Here is a 21444-nt window from a genome sequence, read left to right as displayed (position 1 = left end):
CACGTAGCTTGGTTTTGTGAGGCTGTCGGAGTGGGCGCGTCAGCAGGGCGTGAGCTGCCAGACCGCCTGGCGGTGGGTGAGGGACGGGAAGATGCCCGTTCCGGTCCGCCAGGCGCCGTCCGGGACGTGGCTGGTCGACGAGGTTGCCGCCCCGTCGTCCGGGCGCGTGGTGGCGTACTGCTGTGTGTCGTCAGCCGGTCAGAGGGCCGACCTGGATCGGCAGGTCGCGCGGGTGGTGTCCGGCGCGAACGGGCTGGGCTGGCTGTCGCGGAGGTCGTGACCGAGGTCGGGTCGGGGCTGAACGGGCGCCGCCGCAAGCTGCACCGGCTTCTTGCCGACCCGGGCACGGCTGTGATCGTGGTCGAGCACCGTGACCGCCTCGCCCGGTTCGGCGTCGAGCACCTGGAGGCCGCGCTGTCGGCGTCCGGCCGGCGCCTGGTCGTCCTCGACCCTGCCGAGACCGCGGACGACCTGGTGCGGGACGTCAGCGAGGTGCTGACCTCGATGTGCGTACGCCTGTACGGGCGGCGTGCGGCGAAGAGCCGGGCCGCACGCGCGGTGGCCGTGGCGACCGGCGAGGCCGGCGAGGACGGCGAGTGAAGGAGTTCCGGCCGCAGCCGGGGTTCGTGGTGCAGGCGTTCCGGTTCGCGCTGGATCCGAACGCCGCCCAGGAGGCCGGGCTGCGTTCGCACTGCGGTGCGGCGCGCGCGGCGTACAACTGGGCGGTGGGGTGGGTGTCGGCGTCGTGGTGGCAGCGCCGGGCGGAGGAGTCCTACGGCATCCCTGCCGACGGGCTCACCGAGTGGCGGCCGTGGTCGCTGCCCGCGCTGCGCAAGGAGTTCAACCAGGCCAAGAAGACTGATCCGCGCTTCGCTGCCTGGTGGGAGGAGAACTCCAAGGAGGCGTACAACACCGGCCTCGCCAACGCGTCGGCGGCGTTCGACAACTACGCCAAGTCGAAGAGCGGCAAGCGCAAGGGCGCCTGGCGCCCGGATGGGTGCGCCCCGGTTCAAGTCGAAGCGGAAAGCACGCCTGTCCTGCCGGTTCACCACCGGCACCATCCGCCTCGACATCGACGGACGGCACGTCACCCTGCCGAGGCTCGGAACCATCCGCGTCCACGAGCCCACCGCCAAGCTCCTGCACCGCGTCCAGGCCGGCAGGGCGCGGATCCTGTCCGCGACCGTCCGCCACGAACGCGGACGCTGGCTCGTCGCCTTCCAGGTCGAGACCGCGCGGGACATCCGCCGCGTCGCACGCCCCGACGTCGCGGTAGGCATCGACCTCGGTATCAAGACCCTCGCGGTCATGGCCGACAGCACCGGCGAGATCCGCACCGTGCCCAACCCGCGGCACCTGAACAGCGCCCTGAAACGGCTCCGCCGGGCCTCCCGCACGGTCTCCCGCCGACGCGGCCCCGACCGCCGCACCGGACAGAAACCCTCCCGCAGGTGGGAGAAGGCCAACGCCCGGCGGAACAAAGTCCACCACCGGGTCGCGAACCTCCGCGCGGACGCCCTGCACAAGCTCACCACGAGCGTTGCCGGCGAGTACGGCACCGTCGTGATCGAGGACCTCAATGTCGCCGGCATGGTGAAGAACCGGCGCCTGGCCCGGCACATCGCCGACGCCGGATTCGGCGAGATCCGCCGCCAGCTCACCTACAAGACCCGCCAGCGCCACGCCACCCGCATCATCGCGGCCGACCGCTGGTTCCCCTCCTCCAAGACCTGCTCCGGGTGCGGCACAGTGAAAGCCAAACTGCCGCTGCACATCCGGACCTACGCATGCGACGTGTGCGGCCTGGTCATCGACCGGGACGACAACGCAGCCCGCAACCTCGCCGCCCTCGCAGCAACCGCCGCAACCGCAGCAACCGCAGTCACTGGTACCGGAGTGGCCGGAGACCAGGACACCGCCCCGGCGGTGTCGAAGCCCCGTGGAGCCGACCACAAGACCCGCACCACCCGCCCCCGCCGCAAGACGGGGACGGGGCGGGCAGGTGGCGCAACCCTGCCGCACCAGCAGCAGAAGGAAGCGGGAGACCGTCCTCAAGCCGAGCCCCTGAAGCTCTGGTGACGTGACGGACCTTCCAGGCAGAAATGCCCGGAATGCTGAGACCTGACTACGGACTCAGCAACGGTACATGCGGAACTTTGCCATGCCGTCAGGGTAATAGCGCGATAACGCCATACCAGCGGAATGTTCAATTCACGCTTCGTATCCCCAAGGAACTCCACGCCCGGCTCACCGCCCGGGCGGCTGCCGACCGGCAGCCCTCAACGCCGAGATCCTGCACCTGCCCGAGATCGCCCTCGACGCCGTCAGGGCGACGACGCCCTGACGGCGATTCCTCTGCCCTGCCCTGCTCCGCAGCAGCTCGCATTCACCCCCGGCCTGAAGGCCGGGGCACCCTGCAAGGAAACGAGGTGGATTCGGGCTCACACCCCGGCTGCGACCGAGTCAGCTATTGCAGCTTTCTTCACGACGGGGAGGATCTGGTCGACGGCCCTGCGCGAGGTCATCATGCAGACACCGACGCCCACGCCGTCGTACACCGCACCGCAGACCGCGAGTCCGGGCTGGGTCGCCACGGTCTCGCGGATCCGCCGCACCCGGTCCACGTGGCCGACGGTGTACTGCGGCAGGGCGCTCTCCCAGCGGCTCACGCGGGACGCCACCGGGACACCGGTCACGCCGGTGGCCTCGGCGAGCTCGGCCGTCGCCAGCGCGACCAGGTCGGCGTCGTCGAGCTGGAGCAGGTGCTCCTCGCCGAACCGTCCGAGCGAGCAGCGCACGATCTCCACCTCGCCCGCCAGGTGCGGCCACTTCACCGTGGTGAACGTGACCTCCTTGACGGCCTTCCTCTCCTCCGCCGGCACCCGGTAACCGGCGTAGCCGCGGCCCGAGAGCCCGCCCGGGAACGCCGTGCGCGGGTAGGCGAGCGTCACCATGGCCACGCTGGAGTACGGCACCTCGGAGAGCGCCGAGACAGCGGAGGACGTACCCGGGACCCCGGCGAGCAGGCTGCCCGTCGGGCCGGCCGGGGTGGCGATGATGACCGCGTCGGCGTCGATGACCTCCGAGTCGGTGGCCGACCCCACGGTCACCTGCCAGCGGTCACCCTTGCGGGTCAGGTCCCGGACGGGGGTCCCGGTGCGCAGGGCCGTGTCCGGCGCGGCGTCCAGTACCTGCTGGACGATCGCCGCGGGCAGTGTGCCGAAGCCGCCCTCGAGGGTGGCGACGCTCACCGGCGGGGGTTTCTCGCCCTCTTGCAGGTGCGGCACCAGCGAGCCGGCCGCGTCCGCGAGCGAGATGTGATCGCGGGACGCCCTCGCCAGCGGGGTCAGGGTGGCTTCGAACGAGAGGTCCGCGGCACGCCCGGCGAACACACCGGCGAGGAACGGCTCGACGAGGCGGTCCACGACCTCCTGGCCGAACCGCCCGCCGACGAAGGACGCGACCGAGATGTCGCCCTTCAGGTCGAACGAGGGCAGCACGAGGTCCTGCTGCGCCCGCTCCACGCCCTCGGCGGACAGCACCCCGGACCGGGCGAGGTCGTCGATGTCACAGGGCACACCCATGAACTGACGGTCGGGCTGGTGCCTGATCGTGCCCCCGGTCCAGATCGCCGACGCGGTGACGGGGCCCGCCGACATGATCTGCTCGCCGAGTCCCGCCTCCTTGATCAGGCCGGTGGTCTTCTTGCGGTTGGCGTACAGCGACTCGGCGCCCTCGTCGACCGCGACTCCTGCCACGTCGGAGACCAGCAGCTTTCCGCCCAGCCGGGACGAGGCCTCAAGGAGCGTTATGCGCACCGGCTCGTTCCGCAGGTGGAAGGCCGCCGCCAGTCCCGAGATCCCGCCACCGACGATGACCACGTGGGGCTTGCCGCTCGCCTGAGCCTGTTCGCTCCCAGTCATTCCACCAGCTCCTTCATGGTTACGGTGTCGTAAGGCCCGTACGGCCGGCGCCGAGACAGGCCGTGGGCAGTCTGGCCGAGCGCCCCGGACCCCGGGTGGAGGGCGCCTTGAAGGCGGGCCGATCTTTCGCGATTGCCCGCCGGTCGGCTGTTCGACCGCGGGCTTTCGGCATTTGAACAGGGTGGTTCGACGGCAACATCGGAGGTGCCCGGGCATTTGCGTTTCGTGCCGTGAACGTATTAATTCATTGCTTAAAAACCGGGCGCGGGATGTTCCGATCGCCGCCTCCGCGTATCCGGCGAATTGGCGTTCCGGGGCATTGGAACCTGGACCTCACGAAAGGGAAAAACGTGCCGTTCGAGAAGGTCGCGCTCATCACGGGCGCCAACAAGGGCATCGGATTCGCCATTGCGCGGCAACTCGGCGAGCAGGGGATCACCGTTCTCATCGGCGCCCGGGACGAGGTGCTCGGCAAGCAGGCCGCCGACGCGCTGGCAGACGAAGGCGTGACGGCCGTGCCGCTCCGGCTCGACGTGAGGGACCCGGCCTCCGTGGGGGAGGCGGCCCGCGAGATCGAGCGGCGGTTCGGGCGCCTGGACATCCTGGTGAACAACGCCGGCATCGCGGGCGGCTTCACCGGGACGCCCAGTGAGGCGACCGCCGTCGACCTGCGGGAGGTCTTCGAGACCAATGTGTTCGGGGTGGTCACCGTGACCCACACGATGCTGCCGCTGCTGCGCCGTTCCCCGGCCGGCCGCATCGTCAACCTGTCCAGTCACGTGGGCTCGCTGACCCTGGCCTCGGCTCCGAGCGGCCCTCTGGCGGGCCTCAACATGATCGCCTACCAGTCCTCGAAGACCGCCCTGAACGCGGTGACGTTCGCGTACGCGAAGGAGCTGCGGGAGACCCCGATCAAGGTCAACGCGGCGCTCCCCGGAGTGGTGGCGACCGACATCAACCAGAACCGCGGGTTCCGGTCACCAGCCGAGGGCGCGGAGATCGCCGTCCGGCTCGCCACGCTGGACGAGGCCGGCCCGTCGGGTCAGTGCCTGTCCGACGACGGCCCCGTTCCGTGGTGATGCGCAACGTCACCGTCCCGCGAGGGACCTCGGCCGTTCGCGGCCATCACACCTGACAGCCGGGCCGGGCAAGGACTGGCGGGCACACAACATGGAGGCAGACAGTGGCGGTTGCAGAGACGATCCTGGTGACAGGCGGCACCGGCCGGCAGGGTGGGGCGGTCGCCCGCGACCTGCTGCGGCGGGGTTTCTCCGTGCGTGCCCTGGTCCGCGACCCGCAGAAGGCGCAGGCGCGGGCGCTGGAGGAGGCGGGCGCGGTCCTCGTCCGCGGTGACATGGACGACGAGGCGTCGCTGGCGGCGGCGACGGAGGGTGTGTACGGGGTCTTCAGCGTGCAGACCTTCCGGGGCGCCGGCGGCGTCGAGGCCGAGATCCGGCAGGGCAAGGCGGTGGCCGACGCCGCGGTGCGGGCCGGGGTGAAGCACTTCGTCTACAGCTCGGTCGGCGGTGCGGACCGGGACACCCGCGTCCCGCACTTCGAGAGCAAGCTGGTGGGGGAGCAGTACCTGGCGACGCTCGACCTGCCGGCCACGGTGCTGCGGCCGGCGATGTTCCACGACATCCTCCTCGACATCGCTCCCCGCGCGAGGCAGGGCGAGCTCGTCCTGGCCATGTGGCTCGACCCTGAGACCTCGGTGCAGATCATGGCGACGAGCGACATCGGCGCCTTCGCCGCGGACGCCTTCGAGAACCCGCAGGAATGGATCGGCCGGACGGTCGACATCGCCAGCGACGAGCTGACCGGGCCGCAGATGGCCGCGGCGTTCGAGACCGTCTCCGGCATCCCGACCCGCTTCCAGCAGCTGCCCATCGAGCCGCTGCGCGCGGGTCGCCCGGACCTGGCCAACATGTTCGACTGGTTCGAGCGTGACGGTTTCCAGGCCGACCTGACCGAACTGCGCAAGAACAGGCCGAACCTGGTCTCCGTGGAGGCGTGGCTGAAGGACAACTGGACCGCCCCGGCGGTCGCGGCCCGCGGCTGACGCCCGAGCCGGCCGTGGTGGACGCCGGGGCTCAGGCGAAGATCGGGTTCCGGGTCCGGGTGCGCTTGAGCTCGAAGAACCCGTCGGTCTCGGCCACCGCGAGCACGCCGTCCCAGAGCTTCACCGCGGCCTCCCCCCGCGGTGTGGGCGTCACCACGGGTCCGAAGAAGGCCACCTCCCCCACGGCGATGACGGGGGTGCCCACATCGGTGCCGACGCGGGCGATGCCGTCGTGGTGCGAAGCACGCACCGCGCTGTCGAACGCGTCGGACCCGGCCGCGTCGGCCAGGGCGGGATCGAAGCCCGAGGCGGCCAGGGCCGCCTCGTAAGTGGCCCGCTCCTTGGGCGCCTTGCCGAGGTGGAACCGGGTGCCGAGTTCGGTGTAGAGCCGGCACAGCGCCCCGGGTCCGTACGTGTGCTCGGCGGCGGCGCAGACCCGTACCGGCTCCATTCGCAGGGCCAGGTCACGGTGCCAGCGCTCGTCCAGGTCCGCGCGTCCCTCGTTGAGCAGCGTCAGGCTCATGATGTGCCAGCGGATCTCCAGGGGCCGTCGCTCTGCGACCTCAAGGACCCACCGGGATGTCATCCACGCCCAGGGGCAGCTCGGGTCGAACCAGAAATCCACCGGGGTCGGGGTTTCGTGTGCCAACGTCGGCCTCCTCAAGGCGATTGCGAGTTCGCGGTCGGCACAGCCTGACAAGCGGGGTCGGATTCCCGGTTGAGTGTTAGTAGAGGTGGGCTCCGTTCAAACGCGAGAATTCCCCGGTTGAACATTCTTGTCAATGACGTGAGAAACTTGGCCGGTTGCGGCGGAGAGAAGCGTCGACTTATCGTCTGGAATCCGAGAAAAGACACTCTGAGGGGAAAGCGATGTCCGCATCGGCCGAGGTCCGCGACCAGTCGGATTCCTACGCGCTGCTCGAATTGATTCAGGGTGCCGTCATCACCCAGGCGATCTCCGTCGCAGCCCGGCTCGGCATCGCCGACGTGCTCGCCGACGCGCCGCTTTCCGCCGAGGACATCGCACTGCGGGTCGAAGCCGACCCGCGGGCGACCCACCGGATCCTGCGCGCGCTGTCCGGCCACGGAGTCTTCGCGGTCCGTCCGGACGGGCGGTACGAGAACACGGCGCTGTCCGGCAAGCTCCGCGAGGACGCTCAGGACTCGATGCGGAAGTTCGCCCAGCTGATGAGCCACCCCCTGCTGCACGAGGAGTGGGGCCACCTGCTCACCACCGTGCAGACCGGCGAGGCCAACCTGCCCAAGCTGCGCGGCATGAGCACGCTGGACTTCTTCCACGCGAACCACGCCTACGCCGCCGCGTTCTTCCAGGCGTTCGGCAAGGTCTCGGAGTCGGAGACCGACCCGGTCCTGGCCGCCTACGACTTCTCCCGGTTCCGCACCGTCGTGGACGTCATCGGCGGCCGCGGCTACCTCCTGGCGGGGGTCCTCCAGCAGGCGCCGAACGCCAAGGGCGTGCTGTACGACTTCGAGATCGCGACCGTGGACTCGGCCTCGCTCTTCGAGGAGGCCGGCGTCGCGGACCGCTGCACCGTCGAGCACGGCGGCTACCTCGGCAAGCTGCCGAAGGGCGGTGATGCGTACCTGTTCAAGCGCATCATCCACAACTTCTCCGAGGAAGACGCTTTGACCGCCCTGCGCAACGCACGCGAGGCGATCGGCCCCGACGGCAAGCTGCTGTGCATCGAGTACCTGCTCCCCGAGAACAACGAGCGCCACATCGGCCACACCATCGACCTCTGGCTGATGCTGATGATCGGTTCCCAGGACCGCACCCTCGCGCAGTACACCGAGCTGTTCGCCAGGGCGGGCTTCAAGATCAGCAGGGTGATTCCCACCGCGTCACCGATCTCGATCATCGAGGCGATCCCGGTCTGACGGCCCTGCCCGGCCTCCTCTCACCTTCCAGCGCACCGCTATCACACAGGAGAACTCCCGATGGCTCAACGGATGGGCAACCCCTCCCTGGTCGTTCCCGGCGCCCTGCAGCCCCTGCTCGACCTGTCCGAGGTCATCGGCAAGGTCGGCGTGCCGCAGTCGACCCTCGACTTCATCCGGCTGCGCGTCGCCGCGCTCAACGGCCGGGTCTACACCTTCCCGGCCGAGCCCGCGGACAAGCGCCTGCCCCTGGTGGACACGTGGCGGACCGAGCCCTCCTTCACCGACGCCGAGCGCGCCGCCCTGGAGCTGGCCGAGGCCGTCACCGTGCAGACCGACGCCCGGAGCGCGCCGTCGGACGAGGTCTGGGCGAACTCCTCCAAGCACTACACCGACGTGCAGCTCGGCGCCCTGATCATGCACATCAGTCTGGTCAACTTCTGGAACAGGGTGAACGTGGCCACCCACCAGGACGACGCGGTCTGGCGCTGAGGAAGAGGAGACATCACCGTGCTGAAGCTCATCAACGCCGGCCTGGGCCGGACCGGCACGACATCGCTCCAGGTAGCCCTGGAGCGGCTCGGCCTCGGGCCCTGCTTCCACATGTTCGAGATCGTCGACGACGAACAGCGCCTCGCCCAGTGGGAGCGGATCATCTGCGACGGCGAGCGCCCCGACTGGGCCGCGCTCTACGACGGCTACACCTCCGCGGTGGACGGTCCCTCCACCGTCTACTACCAGCAGATCAGCGAGGCGCTCCCCGGGACCAGGGTGGTCCTCACCGTGCGCGACGCCGAGGGCTGGTACAAGAGCACCTACGACACGCTGTACCAGTTCGCGCTGCGGACCATGGAGCACCCGCCCGAGCCGGGCTCCCGGCAGGCCCGGCTGTTCCGCGTCGTCAACGCCCTGGTCTGGGAGGGCCTCTTCGACGGCCGGTTCTCGGACAAGGACCACGCCATCGAGGTCTACCACCGGCACACCGAAGACGTCGTGCGCGCCCTCGGCGCGGACAACGTCCTCGTGTACGACGTGAAGCAGGGGTGGGAGCCGCTGTGCGCGTTCCTCGGGGCCGAGGTTCCCGACGAGGAGTTCCCGCGCGCCAACAGCTCCGAGGAGATGCGTCAGCGGATAGCCCAGGCAGCCGGCGCCGGCCCGGTCCCTGCCGGTTGAGTCGGCGAGTCCCGGCATCACGACGAGAACGGCAGCCGGCGTCCGAGGACGCCGGCTGCCGTTCTCGGGTTCTGAGCGCGCCCCGTGGGCCCGCGCCGATCACCGGCGCGGGCTCACGGCATTGCGTGTGTGTGGTTGCCGCCCGCGTGCAGAAGGACGGCCGGCGACACCACGAGGGGCCGCATCATGTGCTGCTCGTGCTCCAGCATGTGGCAGTGGTGGACGCCCCTGCCGACGACGGGGAACCGGACCGCCACGGTGACCAGCTCGCCCAGTGTGGCGTTCGGCGTGATCTGGCCCGCCGTACCCACCCGGATGACGTCCTTCTCTCCGAGCTCGTGCGCTTCCAGCACCCCCGCGGCCTTGAACGCGATGGGCCTGGCCGAGCCGCGGGTGGCGCGGTCGAACCCGGTGATGTCGTAGTTCTCGCGGGACTGCACCTGGAAGTGCGACAGATGGATGTGCATGGGGTGCGGGGACGCGGCGAGGTTGAGGTACTTCCAGATCTCCACGCTGCCGAGCGCGGCGGTGAACGTCCTGCCGTCGTCGTACGCCATCGCCGTCCTGCGCAGCGTCTTGACGGTGCCCTCGGCGTCCTGGACCTGGACGGTCCCGGGGGACGGGAACGTGATCCCCGCCGGGTCGACCTCCTCCATCTCCCACAGCTCGGGAATGTTCGTCGAGCCGGGACCGACCACGACCACCCACCGGGGGGCGACGTCGTGGGGCAGGTCGTGGTGGGTGAGCCGCTTGAACGTGGGCGAGATGACCTCCGGCAGCACAAACCGGCTGGACGGTCGCTGGTCCGCGACGCGGAACTGCATCACGTCGGGCTCCAGCAGGTCGTTGGGCTTGTCGGAGGCACCGGGCGCGATGCCCTCCAGCGTGTTGACCAGCTTCAGGGCCCGCCCCCGGAACGCGCTGAAGTCGATCAGTACGTCGGCGCGCTCGCCGGGGGAGAGGTTGAGCGCCCCCTCGACGGTCAGCGGCTTGTCGATCAGGCCCTGGTCGGTCCCGATCACCCGCAGCGCACCCGGGACGGGCCGGCCGTCCGACAGCAGCATCAGCCGGTATATCCGGGAGTTCGCGGCGTTGACGATCCGGAACCGGTACCAGCGCGGCGCGACCTCCAGGTACGGCCAGACCACCCCGTTGACCAGGGTGTAGGGGGCCGCGTGGGTACGCATGAGCCGCTGCGGGCCGATCATCTCCACCTTGTGGACCAGCCGGCCGGCGAGGGCACCGGACTCGTCCACGTCGAAGTTGCGGTCGCTGAGGATCAGCGGCACGTCGCGGGCACCGTCGGGCAGGTCGAGCGCCTCCTCCTCCTCGTTGCGGGAGAGGAACAGGCCCGCGAGCCCGGCGTAGACGCTGAAGCGGCTCACGTGGTGGGTGTGGTCGTGGTACCAGAGCGTGGTCGCGGCCTGGTTGTTCGGATAGGCCGACAACTGCACGTCGCCCGGACCTATGAGGTTCTCCATCCAGCCGTCGTTGCCGCCGCCGGTCAGCATGCCGTGCAGGTGCACCGCGGCCCACGGCGCCAGGTCCGACACGTCGGGGACCACCTGGGTTCCCGACGTGCCAGGGTAGTTGGAGAGCGGGTCGGGTGAGCGGCCCGTGGTCGAGCCGAAGTCGACGGCCTTGACGGGGATGTTGCCCGTCAGCTGGTTCTCCCAGACGATCCGCAGCGGACGGCCGCTGACCGTCTGGATCGTCGGGCCCGGGTAGACACCCTCGTACGTCCACATCGTCACCGGCGGCATCTCCGAGTGCACGGTGACGTCGGCGGTGCGCATGCGGACGGTCAGCTCGTCATGGTCGCCGCGGTCGCGGGGGCGCAGCACCGGCGGGACCCGCAGCGGATCCCTGAACTTCGTCAGCTTCAGCTCGGGCGCCGTCGGCTCGGGCCCGCCGGCCGTCAGGGCGGCCGCACCATCTGACTTGAAGAAGGGGGCGGCGGTCACCAGGGCGCCCAGCCCGGCCATGGCGCCGTAACGCAGCAGCGTGCGGCGGTTCGGCCCGGATGGCTCGAATGTTTCGGAAGCTGTGGGATCCATTCGCCCGACGGTAGGGGCAGCCGCTTTCGTCGAACTCGAGCTCGGCTCCAGGACGTGCCTTTCCGGCAGGGCCCGGCGCCGGTGGACGGCCCTGCCAATTCGGCAAGGCCGTCCGGGAGGCGGATTTCAGACCGCTACAGGCTCGGTGTCCCGGTTGATGAGCGTCGCGTAGTGGCCACCGCGCAGGAGCAGCTCGTCGTGGGTGCCGCGCTCGGAGACCCGGCCCCGGTCCAGCACGATGATCTCGTCGGCGTTGCGGACGGTCGACAGCCGGTGGGCGACCGTGATGGTGGTACGGCCCACGCTGGCCGCGTCGATGGCCTTCTGTACGGCCTGCTCGGTATGGGTGTCCAGGGCGCTGGTGGCCTCGTCGAGCACCAGGATCGGCGGGTCGCGCAGGATGGTGCGGGCGATCGCCAGCCGCTGCTTCTCGCCGCCGGAGAACCGGTACCCGCGCTCGCCGACCACCGTGTCGTAGCCGTCGGGCAGCAACATCAGATAGTCGTGGATGTGGGCGATCCGCGCCGCCGCGAACAGCTCCTCGTCGGTCGCGTCGGGCTTGGCGAACCGCAGGTTGTCCGCGACCGTGGCGTGGAACAGGTACGTCTCCTGGGAGACGACGCCGACCGCGGCCGTGAGCGTGTCGAAGGACAGGTCGCGTACGTCGACCCCGTCGATCGTGACGGAACCGGACGTGACGTCGTACAGCCGCGGGATGAGGTAGCTGAGCGTGGTCTTTCCCGAGCCGGTCTCTCCGACGATCGCGAGGCTGCGGCCCGCGGGGACGGTCACGTCGACGCCGACCAGCGTCGGCTGCTCCGTTCCCGCATAGGAGAAGCCGATCCCCCGCATGCGCACCTCCCCCCGCAAGGCGGCCGGCTCGACCGGCCGCTCGGGCTCGGCGATGTCAACGGGCAGGTCGAGATACTCGAAGATGCGGCCGAACAGCTCGAGAGAGCCCTGCATCTCGATCCCGACGGTCAGCAACCGCTGCGCCGGGCGGAACAGGCTCTGCTGGAGGGACGTGAACGCGACCAGGGAGCCGATGGAGATGGCCATGTGGCCGTTGTCCGAGGTCAGCCCCGAGACCCAGTAGATCATCGCCGGCATGGAGGCTATGACGATCCAGATCGTGGACTGGTACCACAGGCCCGCGGTGGTGACGCGCACCTCGACGTCGGTGAGCTTGCGCGACTGCCGCGCGAAGGTGTCGGTCAGGGAGTGCGAACGGCCCATGGTGTGGCTGAGCAGGATCCCGCTGATCGACAGCGACTCCTGCATGGTCGACGACAGCTCGGCGAGCTGCCTCTGCCGGTCACGGGTGATGTTCCGCCGCTGGTTCCCGACGCGACGGCTCACCAAGGCGAATGCCGGAAGCATGAGCATGGACGCGAGCGTCAACCGCCAGTCGAGCAGGAACATGGCGGTGGTCGCGGCGATGACGACCGTCACGTCGGACAGCAGCGCCGTGGCGGTGGTCGTAATGGTGACCTGCATCCCGCCGATGTCGTTGGAGATGCGCGACTGCACCTCGCCGGTACGGGTGCGCGCGAAGAAGGCCAGCGACATCCGCTGGAGGTGGGAGTACACCGCCGTGCGCAGGTCGTGCATGACGAGCTGGCCCACCGTGGCCGACACGTGCGTCTGCCAGACGTTGAACGAGCTGGTGGTGACCGACACCATGATCATGCCGAGGGAGAGCAGGGACAGCAGCCCCAGCCTGTCCTGCGGCAGCGCCGTGTCCATGATCTCGCGGATCAGGAACGGGTTGACGAGGGCGACCAGGGAGGAGCCCGCGACCAGCAACACGACGGACAGCAACTGCCTCCGGTACGGGCGGAACAGCCCGAGGATGCGTCGCAACTGGCCGTCTTTCATCAGTGCCTGGGGACGCGTGGTGCCCGAGCCGGCGCTGCTCACCCTGGCCTCCTTCTCTTGTTGGTCAGTTCCAGTCGACACAACGCAGGACGACCGCGGAGTTGAAGCCGCCGGGGCCCCGCGCCGGAACGAGAGCCGTGGACACGGGCATGTGCCGCGGCGTGGTCAGCGGATCCAGGTCGTGCCTATACCAGCTGTCTGATCAGTGCCGTCCATTGGGCGAGCTCCGCTTCCGACAGCGGTGGCACGCACGGCTGGTCGGCAGGCAGGGCGGCGGATTCCTTCCATGCGCAGGGGGGACACATGCCGCTCCACGCAAACCCCGTCCACAGCAGGCCTTCGCCCAATGTCTTCCATAGAAATCGCATAGCGGACCTGGGCCCCGCGCCCATATCGATCTCCGTTCGTAGGGGAACCGCCCGAGGTCATCTTGTGCAACGGTGCTCGACACGACGTCGGGACCGTGTCGAGTTCCGCTGGAGGACGGGCGCCTCAGCGCGCGGCCAGCAGTCCGCGGCTGCGCAGCACCAGGCGCTCCAGCGGGCTGAAGAACAGCAGGTCGATGGCGACGCCGACGACGAAGATCAGGATGATGCCGAGCAGCACACCCGGCATGTCGGAGAACTCCCGCTGGTTCTGCAGGTAGCGGCCGAGGCCGATCCCCAGATCGGGGGAGGAGGCGATGAGCTCGGCGGCCATCAGCGACCGCCAGGAGAACGCCCAGCCCTGCTTCAGACCGGCCAGGTACCCGGGCAGGGCGGCGGGCAGCAGCACGTGCCGGGCGCCGCGCAGACCGTTCGCACCGAGCGTACGACCGGCCCGTAGGAACAGCGGCGGCACCTGGTCGACCCCGGCGATCAGGCCGTTGGCGATCGAGGGCGCCGCACCCAGCAGAATCACGGCGTACATGGCCGAGTTGTTGATGCCGAGCCAGATGACGGCGGCCGGCACCCAGGCGACCGAAGGCAGCGACTGCAGGCCCGTCAGCACCGGCCCGATGGCGGCCCGTATCGGCTTGACCCGGGCGACGAGCAGGCCGATCGGCGTACCGATCGCGACGGCCGCCACGAAGCCCGTGACGCCGCGCCAGAGGCTGGTCCAGATGACGGAGAACAGGGTGCCGTCGCTCCAGAGGAGCGTGAGCGCGTGCCACACGTCGGCCGGACTCGACAGCTTCTCGGGGCTGGCCAGGTGCAGGCTGTAGGCGAGCTGCCAGAGACCGACGACCAGCACGACGCCCAGGATCGGCGGCAGCACTTTCGCCCTCAGTACCTGGCTGAACGAGGCGCGCTGCGCGTGGCCGGCCTCCAGTGCGTCCAGGCCGGCCCCCAGCGTGTCGAGGCCGGCCCCCGCGCCGTCGCGGCGGGCGGCGCGGCCGCTCGCCGCGGGCCGGGTGTCAGTGCTGGACATGGCGGCGTATCTCCCCACGCAGGTGCTCGGTGATTTCGATGGACAGCGCCGCGACCTCGGCGGATTCGCCCCGCAGCGCATGCGGCAGGTCGACGCGCCACTCCCGGGCGATCCGGCCGGGCCGGGACGACAGCAGGACGACGCGCTGGGCGAGGCGCACGGCCTCTCTGACGTTGTGGGTGACGAACAGGACGGTGAGCTTGCGCTCGTTCCAGATCCGGGTGATCTCCTCGTGCAGGACGTCCCGGGTGATGGCGTCGAGTGCGGCGAACGGCTCGTCCATCAGCAGTACGGTGCTGCCCTGGGCGAGCGCGCGCGCCACGGCCACGCGCTGGCGCATGCCGCCGGAGAGCTCGTGCACCCGCTTGCGGTACGCGCCGCCGAGGCGGACCAGCTCCAGCAGTCGCTCGGCCTCGGGCCTGCGGTTCTCGCGCGGCACGCCCGCCAGGCGCAGCGCCAGCTCGATGTTCCGACCCGCGCTCAGCCACGGGAACAGCGCGTGGTCCTGGAACATCAGCGACGGCCGGGTGCCGGGTACGTCGATGGTTCCGGCGCTGGGCTCGTCGAGCCCAGCCACCAGGTTCAACAGGGTGGATTTGCCGCAGCCGGAAGCGCCGAGCAGGGTGACGAACTCGCCCGGGGCCACGTCCAGGTCGATGTCGTCGAGCACGACGGAGTCCGCACCGGGGCGGCCGAAGGCCTTGGAGACGTGCGAGAGCCGGACCGCTGGGTAGTCGTCCGTGGTCTCGACGACGGGGACGCACTTCGGGATGGTCAGTGCCGTGGTCATTGCGGAAACCTCCTGCGGGCGTGGACGGGGGCACTGCGCGGAGCTACGGGGTGCGGGTCGTCACTTGACGCCGAGCCCGGCGTCCGCCACGGCGGGCCGGCCCGCCGCCGTGAGTATTTTGTTGAGCAGGGTCAGGTCGACGATCCCGGAGAGTTCGGGCTTGTCGAGCAGGCCCGCGGCGACCGCGTGGTCGGCCCCGGTCTGCAGGGTGCCGGCCAGCGGGTCGTCGATGAAGTCGATGCTTGCCCACGCGGGGTCGAGGATGGCGGGCGGCAGCGCATTGCCCGTGTCGGCCTTGAGCCGCAGGTTGGCGTCGGCCTTCGCCTTCTGCGGGTCGGCCTTGATGAAGGCGTTGGTTGCCAGCGAGCCGCGCAGCACGGCCTCGACCACGTCGGGGTGCGCGGTCAGAAACTTCTGCGAGACGATGATGTCGGTGGTCACGAACTTGCCGTCCGGCCACAGCGACTTCTCGTCCAGCAGGACCTTCGCGCCGAGCGTGACCAGCCTGGAGGCGGTCGGCTCGGGCACCCAGGCGCCGTCGATGGAGCCGGACTTGTACGCCTCCGGCACCACCTTGTTCTCCGTACGGAGCACACTGACGTCGCCCGAGCCGGAGGCCGCGTCCACCTTGTAGCCCTTGCCCGCCAGATAGTTGAGCAGGGCGACGTCCTGGGTACCGCCCAGCTGCGGGGTGGCGAGCTTCTTGCCCCGGAGGTCGTCCAGCGAGCTGATCTTCGCCGGGTTGACCACCAGCTTGACACCGCCGGAGGCGGCGCCGCCGATGACCCGCAAGGACGTGCCGTGCGACTTGACGTAGCCGTTGATCGCCGAGTTCGGGCCGATCCAGCCGATGTCGATCGAACCGGCGTTGAGCGCCTCGATTTCGGCTGGACCGGCGTTGAAGAGCTGGGACTTGATCCGGGTCGACCCCAGCTCCTTCTGGAACAGGCCGTCCTGCAGGCCCACCAGGGCGGTCCCGTGCGTGAGGTTCGGGAAGTAGCCGATCTTCACGGTGTCGGCGGAGAGCTTCGCACCCGAGGCGCCGTCGGTCTGCTTCGCCGGGGCTGCCTCGGCACTGGAGCCGTAGCCGCAGCCTGACAGCAGTCCGGCAGCCGCGGTGACCGCTACGGCCGCCATGGCCACGCGCCCGATCGTCTGGTAGTGCATCAGACCCAGTCCTCCTCGTTGGTTGCTTCGGCTGTGCGCCGTACGGTCTCGAAGGGCTCATCCGCCATGCCGGCTGCGAGGGTGGTGCCGTCGGCCGGGTCGATCAGCAGGAACGAGCCCGTCCGGCGGTTGTCGGTGTAGGGGTCGAGCGCGAGCGGCTCGGCCGTGCGCAGCACGACGTGGCCGATGTCGTTGACCTGCAGGCCCTCGGCACCGGGGCGCCGTTCGAGCGTGCTGATGTCGATCCGGTACGAGATGTCCTTGACCACGGCGCGCACGGTGCGGGTGGTGTGCTTGAGCAGGACCTTGGCGCCGACGTGCAGGGGGCGCTCGTTGAGGTGACAGACGCTGGCCTCGATGTCCTGGGTGGGCGCCCCGGCCGTGCCCCCGGCCGCGATCAGGTCGCCGCGCGAGACGTCGACGTCGTCGGTGAGCCGGACGGTGACGGACTGGGGCGCCCAGGCGACGTCCGTCTGCGTGCCGAGCGCGTCGATGGCCGCGACGGCAGTGGTGTGACCGGAGGGCAGGACGGTGACGGCGTCCCCGACCCGCAGCACGCCGGAGGCGATCTGGCCGGCGTAGCCCCGGTAGTCGAGGTGCTCGGCAGTCTGCGGGCGGATCACGTACTGGACCGGTAAGCGGGCGGGCTCCTCCCTCGGGTCGCTGCCGACCGGGACGGTCTCCAGGTGCTCCAGCAGGGTCCGGCCGCCGTACCAGTCCATGGTGGCGGAGTGCTCGACGACGTTGTCGCCGGCCAGCGCGGAGAGCGGGATCGCCACGACGTTCTTGACCCCGAGCGTGGCGGCGTACGAGGTGAACTCCTCGGCGATCTTCGCGAAGACGCACTCCTGGTAGCCGACGAGGTCCATCTTGTTGACGGCCAGGACCACGTGGGGCACCCGCAGCAGGGCGGCGACCGCGGTGTGCCGGCGGGTCTGCTCGACCATGCCGTTGCGGGCGTCGACGAGTACGACCGCGAGGTCGGCGGTGGAGGCGCCGGTGACCATGTTGCGGGTGTACTGCACGTGCCCGGGGGTGTCGGCGAGGATGAACCGGCGGCGGGCGGTGGCGAAGTAGCGGTAGGCGACGTCGATGGTGATGCCCTGCTCCCGCTCGGCCCGCAGGCCGTCGGTGAGCAGCGCGAGGTCCGGGGTGTCCTGCCCGCGGCTGGCCGAGGCGCGCTCGACGGCCTCCAACTGGTCGGTGAGGACCGACTTGGAGTCGTGCAGCAGGCGGCCGACCAGGGTGGACTTGCCGTCGTCGACGGAACCCGCGGTGGCGAAGCGCAGCAGCGTGGTGGCGCTGAGCTGCTCGGTGGTGGTGGTCATCGCTAGAAGTACCCTTCGCGCTTGCGGTCTTCCATCGCGGCCTCGGACAGCTTGTCGTCGGCCCGGGTCGCGCCCCGCTCGGTGAGGCGGGAGACGGCGATCTCGGCGATCACCGCGTCGAGCGTGGCGGCGTCGGAGTCGACGGCGCCGGTGCAGGACATGTCGCCCACGGTGCGGTAGCGGACGAGCCGTTTCTCGACCGTCTCGCCGTCCTTCGGGCCGCCCCACTCGCCTGCGGTCAGCCACATGCCGCCCCGCAGGAAGACGTCCCGTTCGTGGGCGAAGTAGATCTCCGGCAGTTCGATCTTCTCGCGGGCGATGTACTGCCACACGTCCAGCTCGGTCCAGTTGGAGAGCGGGAAGACGCGCACGTGCTCGCCCGGCGCGTGGCGGCCGTTGTAGAGCTGCCACAGCTCGGGGCGCTGGCGGCGCGGGTCCCACTGGGAGAACTCGTTGCGCAGGGAGAAGACGCGCTCCTTGGCGCGGGCCTTCTCCTCGTCGCGGCGGCCGCCGCCGAAGACGGCGTCGAACTTGTGCTGCTGGATCGCCTCGGTCAGCGGGACGGTCTGCAGCGGGTTGCGGGTGCCGTCGGGGCGCTCCTTGAGCGTGCCGGCGTCGATGTAGTCCTGGACCGAGGCCACGTGCAGGCGCAGGTTGTGCTGCGCCACCGTGCGGTCCCGGTAGTCGATGGCCTCGCGGAAGTTGTGACCGGTGTCGACGTGCAGCAGCACGAACGGCACCGGTGCGGGTGCGAACGCCTTGAGCGCCAGGTGCAGCATGACGATCGAGTCCTTGCCGCCGGAGAAGAGGATCACCGGCTTCTCGAACTCGCCCGCCACCTCGCGGAAGATGTGGACCGCCTCGGACTCCAGCGAGTCCAGGTGCGTCAGCGCGAAGGGGTTCCCCGACGCCTCGATCAGGCGATGGGTCATGGTCGTCATGCCAGGCCCCTCTCGGTCAGGAAGGTGTGCAGCTCGGCTGCGGAATCGGCCACCGAGCGGCCCTGCGTCTGGATGCGCAGCTCCGGGCTCTCAGGTGCCTCGTACGGGTCGTCGACGCCCGTGAGACCGGAGATCTCGCCGGCCGCCTGCTTGGCGTACAGGCCCTTCACGTCGCGCTGGGAACAGAGCGTGACCGGGGTGGCCACGTGGATCTCCAGGAACGGTGTGGCGCGGGCGGCGTGCCGGGCACGGACGGCGGCGCGGGAGTCGGCGTACGGGGCGATGACCGGAACCAGCGTCTTGACGCCGTGGGAGGCCAGCAGCCCGGCCACGAAACCGATCCGCTGCACGTTGGTGTGCCGGTCCGCGCGGCTGAAGCCCAGGCCCTCAGAGAGGAACGCGCGGATCTCGTCGCCGTCGAGCACCTCGACCTCGTGTCCCTGGGCGCGCAGGCGCTCGGCGAGGGTGCGGGCGAGAGTGGTCTTGCCCGCGCTGGGCAGCCCGGTCAGCCACACGGTGGCGCCGCGCGCAGCGGCCGGGGCCGCCTCCGCGGTGTCCCCGGCGGCCAGGGTGTGAGCCGTGGTCACGGTGATGTTCTCCCGGGAGGTAGATGGCGTACTTTCAGGGATGGGCCGTACGTCCCCCGCGCTGCAGGGCGTCGGCGCGGGCAGGGGCGGCGGGACCTTTCAGGCGGTGGCGAACTCGACCAGCGTCCGGCCGAGCACGTCCATGTCGATCCGGTGCCAGGATCCGGGCAGCTCGAGGCCCCGGCCGTTGGGCAGGGCCGCCGCGGTCGCCGCAGCCGCCGCACGCAGCCAGGCGCTGGTGCTGTCGCTGTTGAGGACCAGCGTCTGCGTCCGGAATCCGGCGAGTCGGCCGGCCGGGACGGTGAAGTCGCCGCAGATCGTGACGTCGTACAGCAGCGTGTGCGCGTTCGCCTCGTTCATCGCCCAGATCGGGCTCCTGCGCCACTGCGCGACATCGTCGGGGGTGAGGCCCAGGACGGGGCCGAGGAAGTACTCGGCCGCCTCGTCGCGCCGGTCGCCTTCCTCCAGGATGGCCCGGAGCGTCTCCGCGGAGTTCGACGGGGGCTTCGGGAACCCCTCGACCCGGAAGAACGGCTCGTGGAGAGCCAGCTTGGCGATCGGCGTGCCCGCGAGCGCCGCCTGGAGCGCCACGTTCGCGCCCGTGGACCCGGCGAACACGGCCGCTGAGCCGCCCGCCTCCTCGATCACCGCCTGGAGATCCTCGATCTCCCGCTCGACGGCGTACTCGGGAGCGTCACCGCTCTGGCCGCGCCCGCGGCGGTCGTAGGCATACACGGTGCAGTGCTGCGCCAGCTCGGGAACGAGCTCGTCGAAAATCGTGTGATCGCGGAACGCACCGTTGAGCAGCACGAGTGGGGGGCCCTCGCCCGACTTGTCGTAGGCGATCGTCGTGCCGTCCCGGGAAACGACCTTGCGCATCACGCACTCCTCGTGCCGACCGGAGGTGCTCTCACCTCGCCCTGTGTCTGCAGCTTCGAATGCGCCGGTGCATCACCGGTCGAGAACCGATAGCGGCCCGCTTGCACCGCCTGCTGCTCCCGGCGGCGCCCAGTAGCTGACCTGCGGTTCTTCCCGGGAGAACGCAAACAGCCGTTCTTCACGCTTCGAGGTGTCGACCAACGAAGCGCTGAGGAACGGCTGGTGCGTAGGGCGTCGGAGGCCTGCTCCCGGGGTCAGCCCCGCAGGGTGGCGATGGCCTTCTCGATGCGCCGCCGGCGCGTCTCGGGCATCTTCGCGCTCTCGACGGCACGCACGTGCTCGCGCTTGCGGCTGTACGTGAGGTGGTCGTACGCGGCGCGGGCGACCGGGTCGTCGTCCAGGGCCCGGGCGAAATCCTCCGGCTCGACGACGACGCGCGGCTCGGTGTCGAGCTCCAAATCGACCTCGACCTCCTCGCCGATCTCGACACCCGCGGCCTGCCGGTTGGCGTGGCTGAGGCCGATCAGGTGGCGGCCGCGCAGGAAGGCGACCCGGCTCTTCCAGGAATGCCCGTTGAGCGTGATCGTCACCGGTGGCCGCGAGCCCTCGCCGAGAGCTTCCACCACCTCGGGCGGAACCAGCAGGCCCCGCATGGGCTCGGGCGGCTCGACGTGGGACAGAAACTTCATGATCTACCTCTGATCTTGCGAGAGTGCCCCGGCCTTGAGGCCCGGGAGGATGTCAACTCCTGTTGTTCTGCCGGCTCGCCGCGGATCCGGCCCGCCCGGCTCCGGTGGCCGCTCCCGCTTCCCGCACGGGCCCATCGCCGTGTCCGGGACGGCCGTGAGGCAGGGAACCGCGGCTACTCGGCGTAGGGCTGGTCGGTTCCCTGGGTGCTGAAGCCGAGACTCCAGACGTAGCCGTCCGGGTCGGCGAAGGTGCCGCCGTACCCGCCCCACGGCAGAGCGCCGGCGGGCTTGAGGACCGTGGCGCCGGCCTTCGCGGCCTCCGCCATGATCTCGTCGACCCGCGCCTCGCTGCGCACGACGTAGGTCAGGACCAGTCCGCTGAAGCCGCTGCCCTCATGGTCCGTGCCCACCTGGTCGGCCAGTCCTTCGCGGCTGTAGAAGCCGACGGGCGAGGCGCCGTCCGATTCGAAGAACACCGAGATGCCGTAGTCACTCTGGACCTTCCAGCCGAGCCCCTCGGTGTAGAACTCCTTGGCCCGGTCCATGTCCCGGACGCCGAGAAGGATCGAGCTGACGTGTGCCTTCATGCCGTACTCCTTGAGCTGTAGAGGTATACGTGTCGGACATCCGGGCCGGGGCCCGGCTGCCACAGGGACGGAGG

The 21444-nt window shown here is 70.1% G+C and carries 19 protein-coding genes and 2 pseudogenes; 8 read left to right on the top strand and 13 right to left on the bottom strand.

The window, feature by feature from the left end; genetic code table 11:
- Nucleotides 1-16: 16 nt before the first annotated feature.
- From ACIQRL_RS32830 to tnpB, 3 genes and pseudogenes are all read left to right on the top strand, one after another.
- Nucleotides 17-600, top strand: a pseudogene (locus ACIQRL_RS32830) (IS607 family transposase).
- Nucleotides 597-683 (top strand): annotated as a pseudogene (locus ACIQRL_RS32825) (hypothetical protein); the annotation flags it as partial. The pseudogenes ACIQRL_RS32830 and ACIQRL_RS32825, both read left to right, overlap by 4 nt.
- A 310-nt stretch (nucleotides 684-993) precedes the next feature.
- Complete coding sequence (gene tnpB / locus ACIQRL_RS32820) at nucleotides 994-2079, top strand: IS607 family element RNA-guided endonuclease TnpB (RefSeq protein ID WP_401338417.1); 1086 nt, start codon at nucleotides 994-996, stop codon at nucleotides 2077-2079.
- A 362-nt stretch (nucleotides 2080-2441) separates the two neighbouring features.
- Here the strand turns inward: tnpB and hemG are convergent, their stop codons facing one another.
- Nucleotides 2442-3923, bottom strand: a complete 1482-nt coding sequence (gene hemG, locus ACIQRL_RS32815; protein ID WP_401338415.1) for a protoporphyrinogen oxidase — start codon at nucleotides 3921-3923, stop codon at nucleotides 2442-2444.
- Between the two features lie 350 nt (nucleotides 3924-4273).
- Between hemG and ACIQRL_RS32810 the strand changes: the two genes are divergently transcribed.
- On the top strand, nucleotides 4274-5002 hold the full coding sequence (locus ACIQRL_RS32810) for an SDR family oxidoreductase (RefSeq protein ID WP_401338413.1): 729 nt from the start codon (nucleotides 4274-4276) through the stop codon (nucleotides 5000-5002).
- Between the two features lie 104 nt (nucleotides 5003-5106).
- Complete coding sequence (locus ACIQRL_RS32805; RefSeq protein WP_401338411.1) at nucleotides 5107-5985, top strand: NmrA/HSCARG family protein; 879 nt, start codon at nucleotides 5107-5109, stop codon at nucleotides 5983-5985.
- A gap of 31 nt (nucleotides 5986-6016) precedes the next feature.
- Here the strand turns inward: ACIQRL_RS32805 and ACIQRL_RS32800 are convergent, their stop codons facing one another.
- Complete coding sequence (locus ACIQRL_RS32800) at nucleotides 6017-6634, bottom strand: disulfide bond formation protein DsbA (protein WP_401338409.1); 618 nt, start codon at nucleotides 6632-6634, stop codon at nucleotides 6017-6019.
- 221 nt (nucleotides 6635-6855) lie between these two features.
- On the opposite strand from ACIQRL_RS32800, the gene ACIQRL_RS32795 reads away from it, so the two are divergent.
- Genes ACIQRL_RS32795 through ACIQRL_RS32785 form a run of 3 tightly spaced genes read left to right on the top strand, consistent with a single transcriptional unit; the run spans nucleotide 6856 to nucleotide 9057 of the window.
- Nucleotides 6856-7884 carry a methyltransferase gene (locus tag ACIQRL_RS32795; protein ID WP_326782989.1) on the top strand — a complete coding sequence of 343 codons (1029 nt, stop codon included), beginning with the start codon at nucleotides 6856-6858 and terminating at the stop codon, nucleotides 7882-7884.
- A 60-nt stretch (nucleotides 7885-7944) separates the two neighbouring features.
- Nucleotides 7945-8376 (top strand): carboxymuconolactone decarboxylase family protein, encoded by a 432-nt coding sequence (locus ACIQRL_RS32790; protein WP_326782988.1) that lies wholly within the window; start codon nucleotides 7945-7947, stop codon nucleotides 8374-8376.
- 18 nt (nucleotides 8377-8394) lie between these two features.
- Nucleotides 8395-9057 (top strand): sulfotransferase family protein, encoded by a 663-nt coding sequence (locus ACIQRL_RS32785; RefSeq protein WP_401338407.1) that lies wholly within the window; start codon nucleotides 8395-8397, stop codon nucleotides 9055-9057.
- Nucleotides 9058-9170: 113 nt separating this feature from the next.
- On the opposite strand, the gene ACIQRL_RS32780 is transcribed toward ACIQRL_RS32785, so the two are convergent.
- The 11 genes from ACIQRL_RS32780 to ACIQRL_RS32730 form a co-directional block, all read right to left on the bottom strand.
- On the bottom strand, nucleotides 9171-11114 hold the full coding sequence (locus ACIQRL_RS32780; protein ID WP_401338405.1) for a multicopper oxidase family protein: 1944 nt from the start codon (nucleotides 11112-11114) through the stop codon (nucleotides 9171-9173).
- 126 nt (nucleotides 11115-11240) lie between these two features.
- Nucleotides 11241-12992 (bottom strand): ABC transporter ATP-binding protein, encoded by a 1752-nt coding sequence (locus ACIQRL_RS32775; protein ID WP_401338693.1) that lies wholly within the window; start codon nucleotides 12990-12992, stop codon nucleotides 11241-11243.
- 492 nt (nucleotides 12993-13484) lie between these two features.
- Nucleotides 13485-14402 carry an ABC transporter permease gene (locus ACIQRL_RS32770; RefSeq protein ID WP_401338402.1) on the bottom strand — a complete coding sequence of 306 codons (918 nt, stop codon included), beginning with the start codon at nucleotides 14400-14402 and terminating at the stop codon, nucleotides 13485-13487.
- A complete protein-coding gene (locus ACIQRL_RS32765) occupies nucleotides 14389-15192 on the bottom strand; it encodes an ABC transporter ATP-binding protein (RefSeq protein WP_401338400.1) in 804 nt (267 codons plus the stop codon). The genes ACIQRL_RS32770 and ACIQRL_RS32765 overlap by 14 nt, the downstream gene beginning before the upstream one ends.
- A 60-nt stretch (nucleotides 15193-15252) precedes the next feature.
- Nucleotides 15253-16359: an aliphatic sulfonate ABC transporter substrate-binding protein gene (locus tag ACIQRL_RS32760; protein ID WP_401338398.1), complete on the bottom strand. Its 1107-nt coding sequence runs from the start codon at nucleotides 16357-16359 to the stop codon at nucleotides 15253-15255.
- Nucleotides 16359-17687 (bottom strand): sulfate adenylyltransferase subunit 1, encoded by a 1329-nt coding sequence (locus ACIQRL_RS32755; RefSeq protein ID WP_401338396.1) that lies wholly within the window; start codon nucleotides 17685-17687, stop codon nucleotides 16359-16361. Before ACIQRL_RS32755 ends, ACIQRL_RS32760 begins: the two co-directional genes overlap by 1 nt.
- A 2-nt stretch (nucleotides 17688-17689) precedes the next feature.
- The gene (gene cysD, locus ACIQRL_RS32750) at nucleotides 17690-18619 is read right to left on the bottom strand and encodes a sulfate adenylyltransferase subunit CysD (protein WP_401338691.1); all 930 of its coding nucleotides are present in this window, start codon (nucleotides 18617-18619) and stop codon (nucleotides 17690-17692) included.
- Nucleotides 18620-18624: 5 nt separating this feature from the next.
- Entirely contained in the window at nucleotides 18625-19215 is a 591-nt protein-coding gene (cysC, locus tag ACIQRL_RS32745; RefSeq protein ID WP_401338395.1) for an adenylyl-sulfate kinase, read from the bottom strand.
- Between the two features lie 99 nt (nucleotides 19216-19314).
- Nucleotides 19315-20094 (bottom strand): alpha/beta fold hydrolase, encoded by a 780-nt coding sequence (locus tag ACIQRL_RS32740; protein ID WP_401338393.1) that lies wholly within the window; start codon nucleotides 20092-20094, stop codon nucleotides 19315-19317.
- Between the two features lie 254 nt (nucleotides 20095-20348).
- The gene (locus tag ACIQRL_RS32735) at nucleotides 20349-20783 is read right to left on the bottom strand and encodes a YdeI/OmpD-associated family protein (RefSeq protein WP_401338390.1); all 435 of its coding nucleotides are present in this window, start codon (nucleotides 20781-20783) and stop codon (nucleotides 20349-20351) included.
- A gap of 173 nt (nucleotides 20784-20956) precedes the next feature.
- Nucleotides 20957-21370, bottom strand: coding sequence for a VOC family protein (locus ACIQRL_RS32730; protein ID WP_401338388.1), 414 nt, complete (start codon nucleotides 21368-21370; stop codon nucleotides 20957-20959).
- Nucleotides 21371-21444: the final 74 nt, after the last annotated feature.

It is taken from the genome of Streptomyces sp. NPDC091209 (genome assembly GCF_044757755.1).
Classification (GTDB): domain Bacteria; phylum Actinomycetota; class Actinomycetes; order Streptomycetales; family Streptomycetaceae; genus Streptomyces.
This window is presented reverse-complemented; position numbering and strand designations above follow the sequence as displayed.

What these genes read in the sequence shown, in the direction of transcription:
- tnpB (WP_401338417.1), top strand. Translation starts at nt 994, where the DNA reads ATGGGTGCGCCCCGGTTCAAGTCGAAGCGGAAAGCACGCCTGTCCTGC.
- hemG (WP_401338415.1), bottom strand. Translation starts at nt 3,923, where the DNA reads ATGACTGGGAGCGAACAGGCTCAGGCGAGCGGCAAGCCCCACGTGGTC.
- ACIQRL_RS32795 (WP_326782989.1), top strand. Translation starts at nt 6,856, where the DNA reads ATGTCCGCATCGGCCGAGGTCCGCGACCAGTCGGATTCCTACGCGCTG.
- ACIQRL_RS32790 (WP_326782988.1), top strand. Translation starts at nt 7,945, where the DNA reads ATGGCTCAACGGATGGGCAACCCCTCCCTGGTCGTTCCCGGCGCCCTG.
- ACIQRL_RS32780 (WP_401338405.1), bottom strand. Translation starts at nt 11,114, where the DNA reads ATGGATCCCACAGCTTCCGAAACATTCGAGCCATCCGGGCCGAACCGC.
- ACIQRL_RS32775 (WP_401338693.1), bottom strand. Translation starts at nt 12,992, where the DNA reads ATGAAAGACGGCCAGTTGCGACGCATCCTCGGGCTGTTCCGCCCGTAC.
- ACIQRL_RS32770 (WP_401338402.1), bottom strand. Translation starts at nt 14,402, where the DNA reads ATGTCCAGCACTGACACCCGGCCCGCGGCGAGCGGCCGCGCCGCCCGC.
- ACIQRL_RS32765 (WP_401338400.1), bottom strand. Translation starts at nt 15,192, where the DNA reads ATGACCACGGCACTGACCATCCCGAAGTGCGTCCCCGTCGTCGAGACC.
- ACIQRL_RS32760 (WP_401338398.1), bottom strand. Translation starts at nt 16,359, where the DNA reads ATGCACTACCAGACGATCGGGCGCGTGGCCATGGCGGCCGTAGCGGTC.
- ACIQRL_RS32755 (WP_401338396.1), bottom strand. Translation starts at nt 17,687, where the DNA reads ATGACCACCACCACCGAGCAGCTCAGCGCCACCACGCTGCTGCGCTTC.
- cysD (WP_401338691.1), bottom strand. Translation starts at nt 18,619, where the DNA reads ATGACCCATCGCCTGATCGAGGCGTCGGGGAACCCCTTCGCGCTGACG.
- ACIQRL_RS32740 (WP_401338393.1), bottom strand. Translation starts at nt 20,094, where the DNA reads ATGCGCAAGGTCGTTTCCCGGGACGGCACGACGATCGCCTACGACAAG.
- ACIQRL_RS32735 (WP_401338390.1), bottom strand. Translation starts at nt 20,783, where the DNA reads ATGAAGTTTCTGTCCCACGTCGAGCCGCCCGAGCCCATGCGGGGCCTG.
- ACIQRL_RS32730 (WP_401338388.1), bottom strand. Translation starts at nt 21,370, where the DNA reads ATGAAGGCACACGTCAGCTCGATCCTTCTCGGCGTCCGGGACATGGAC.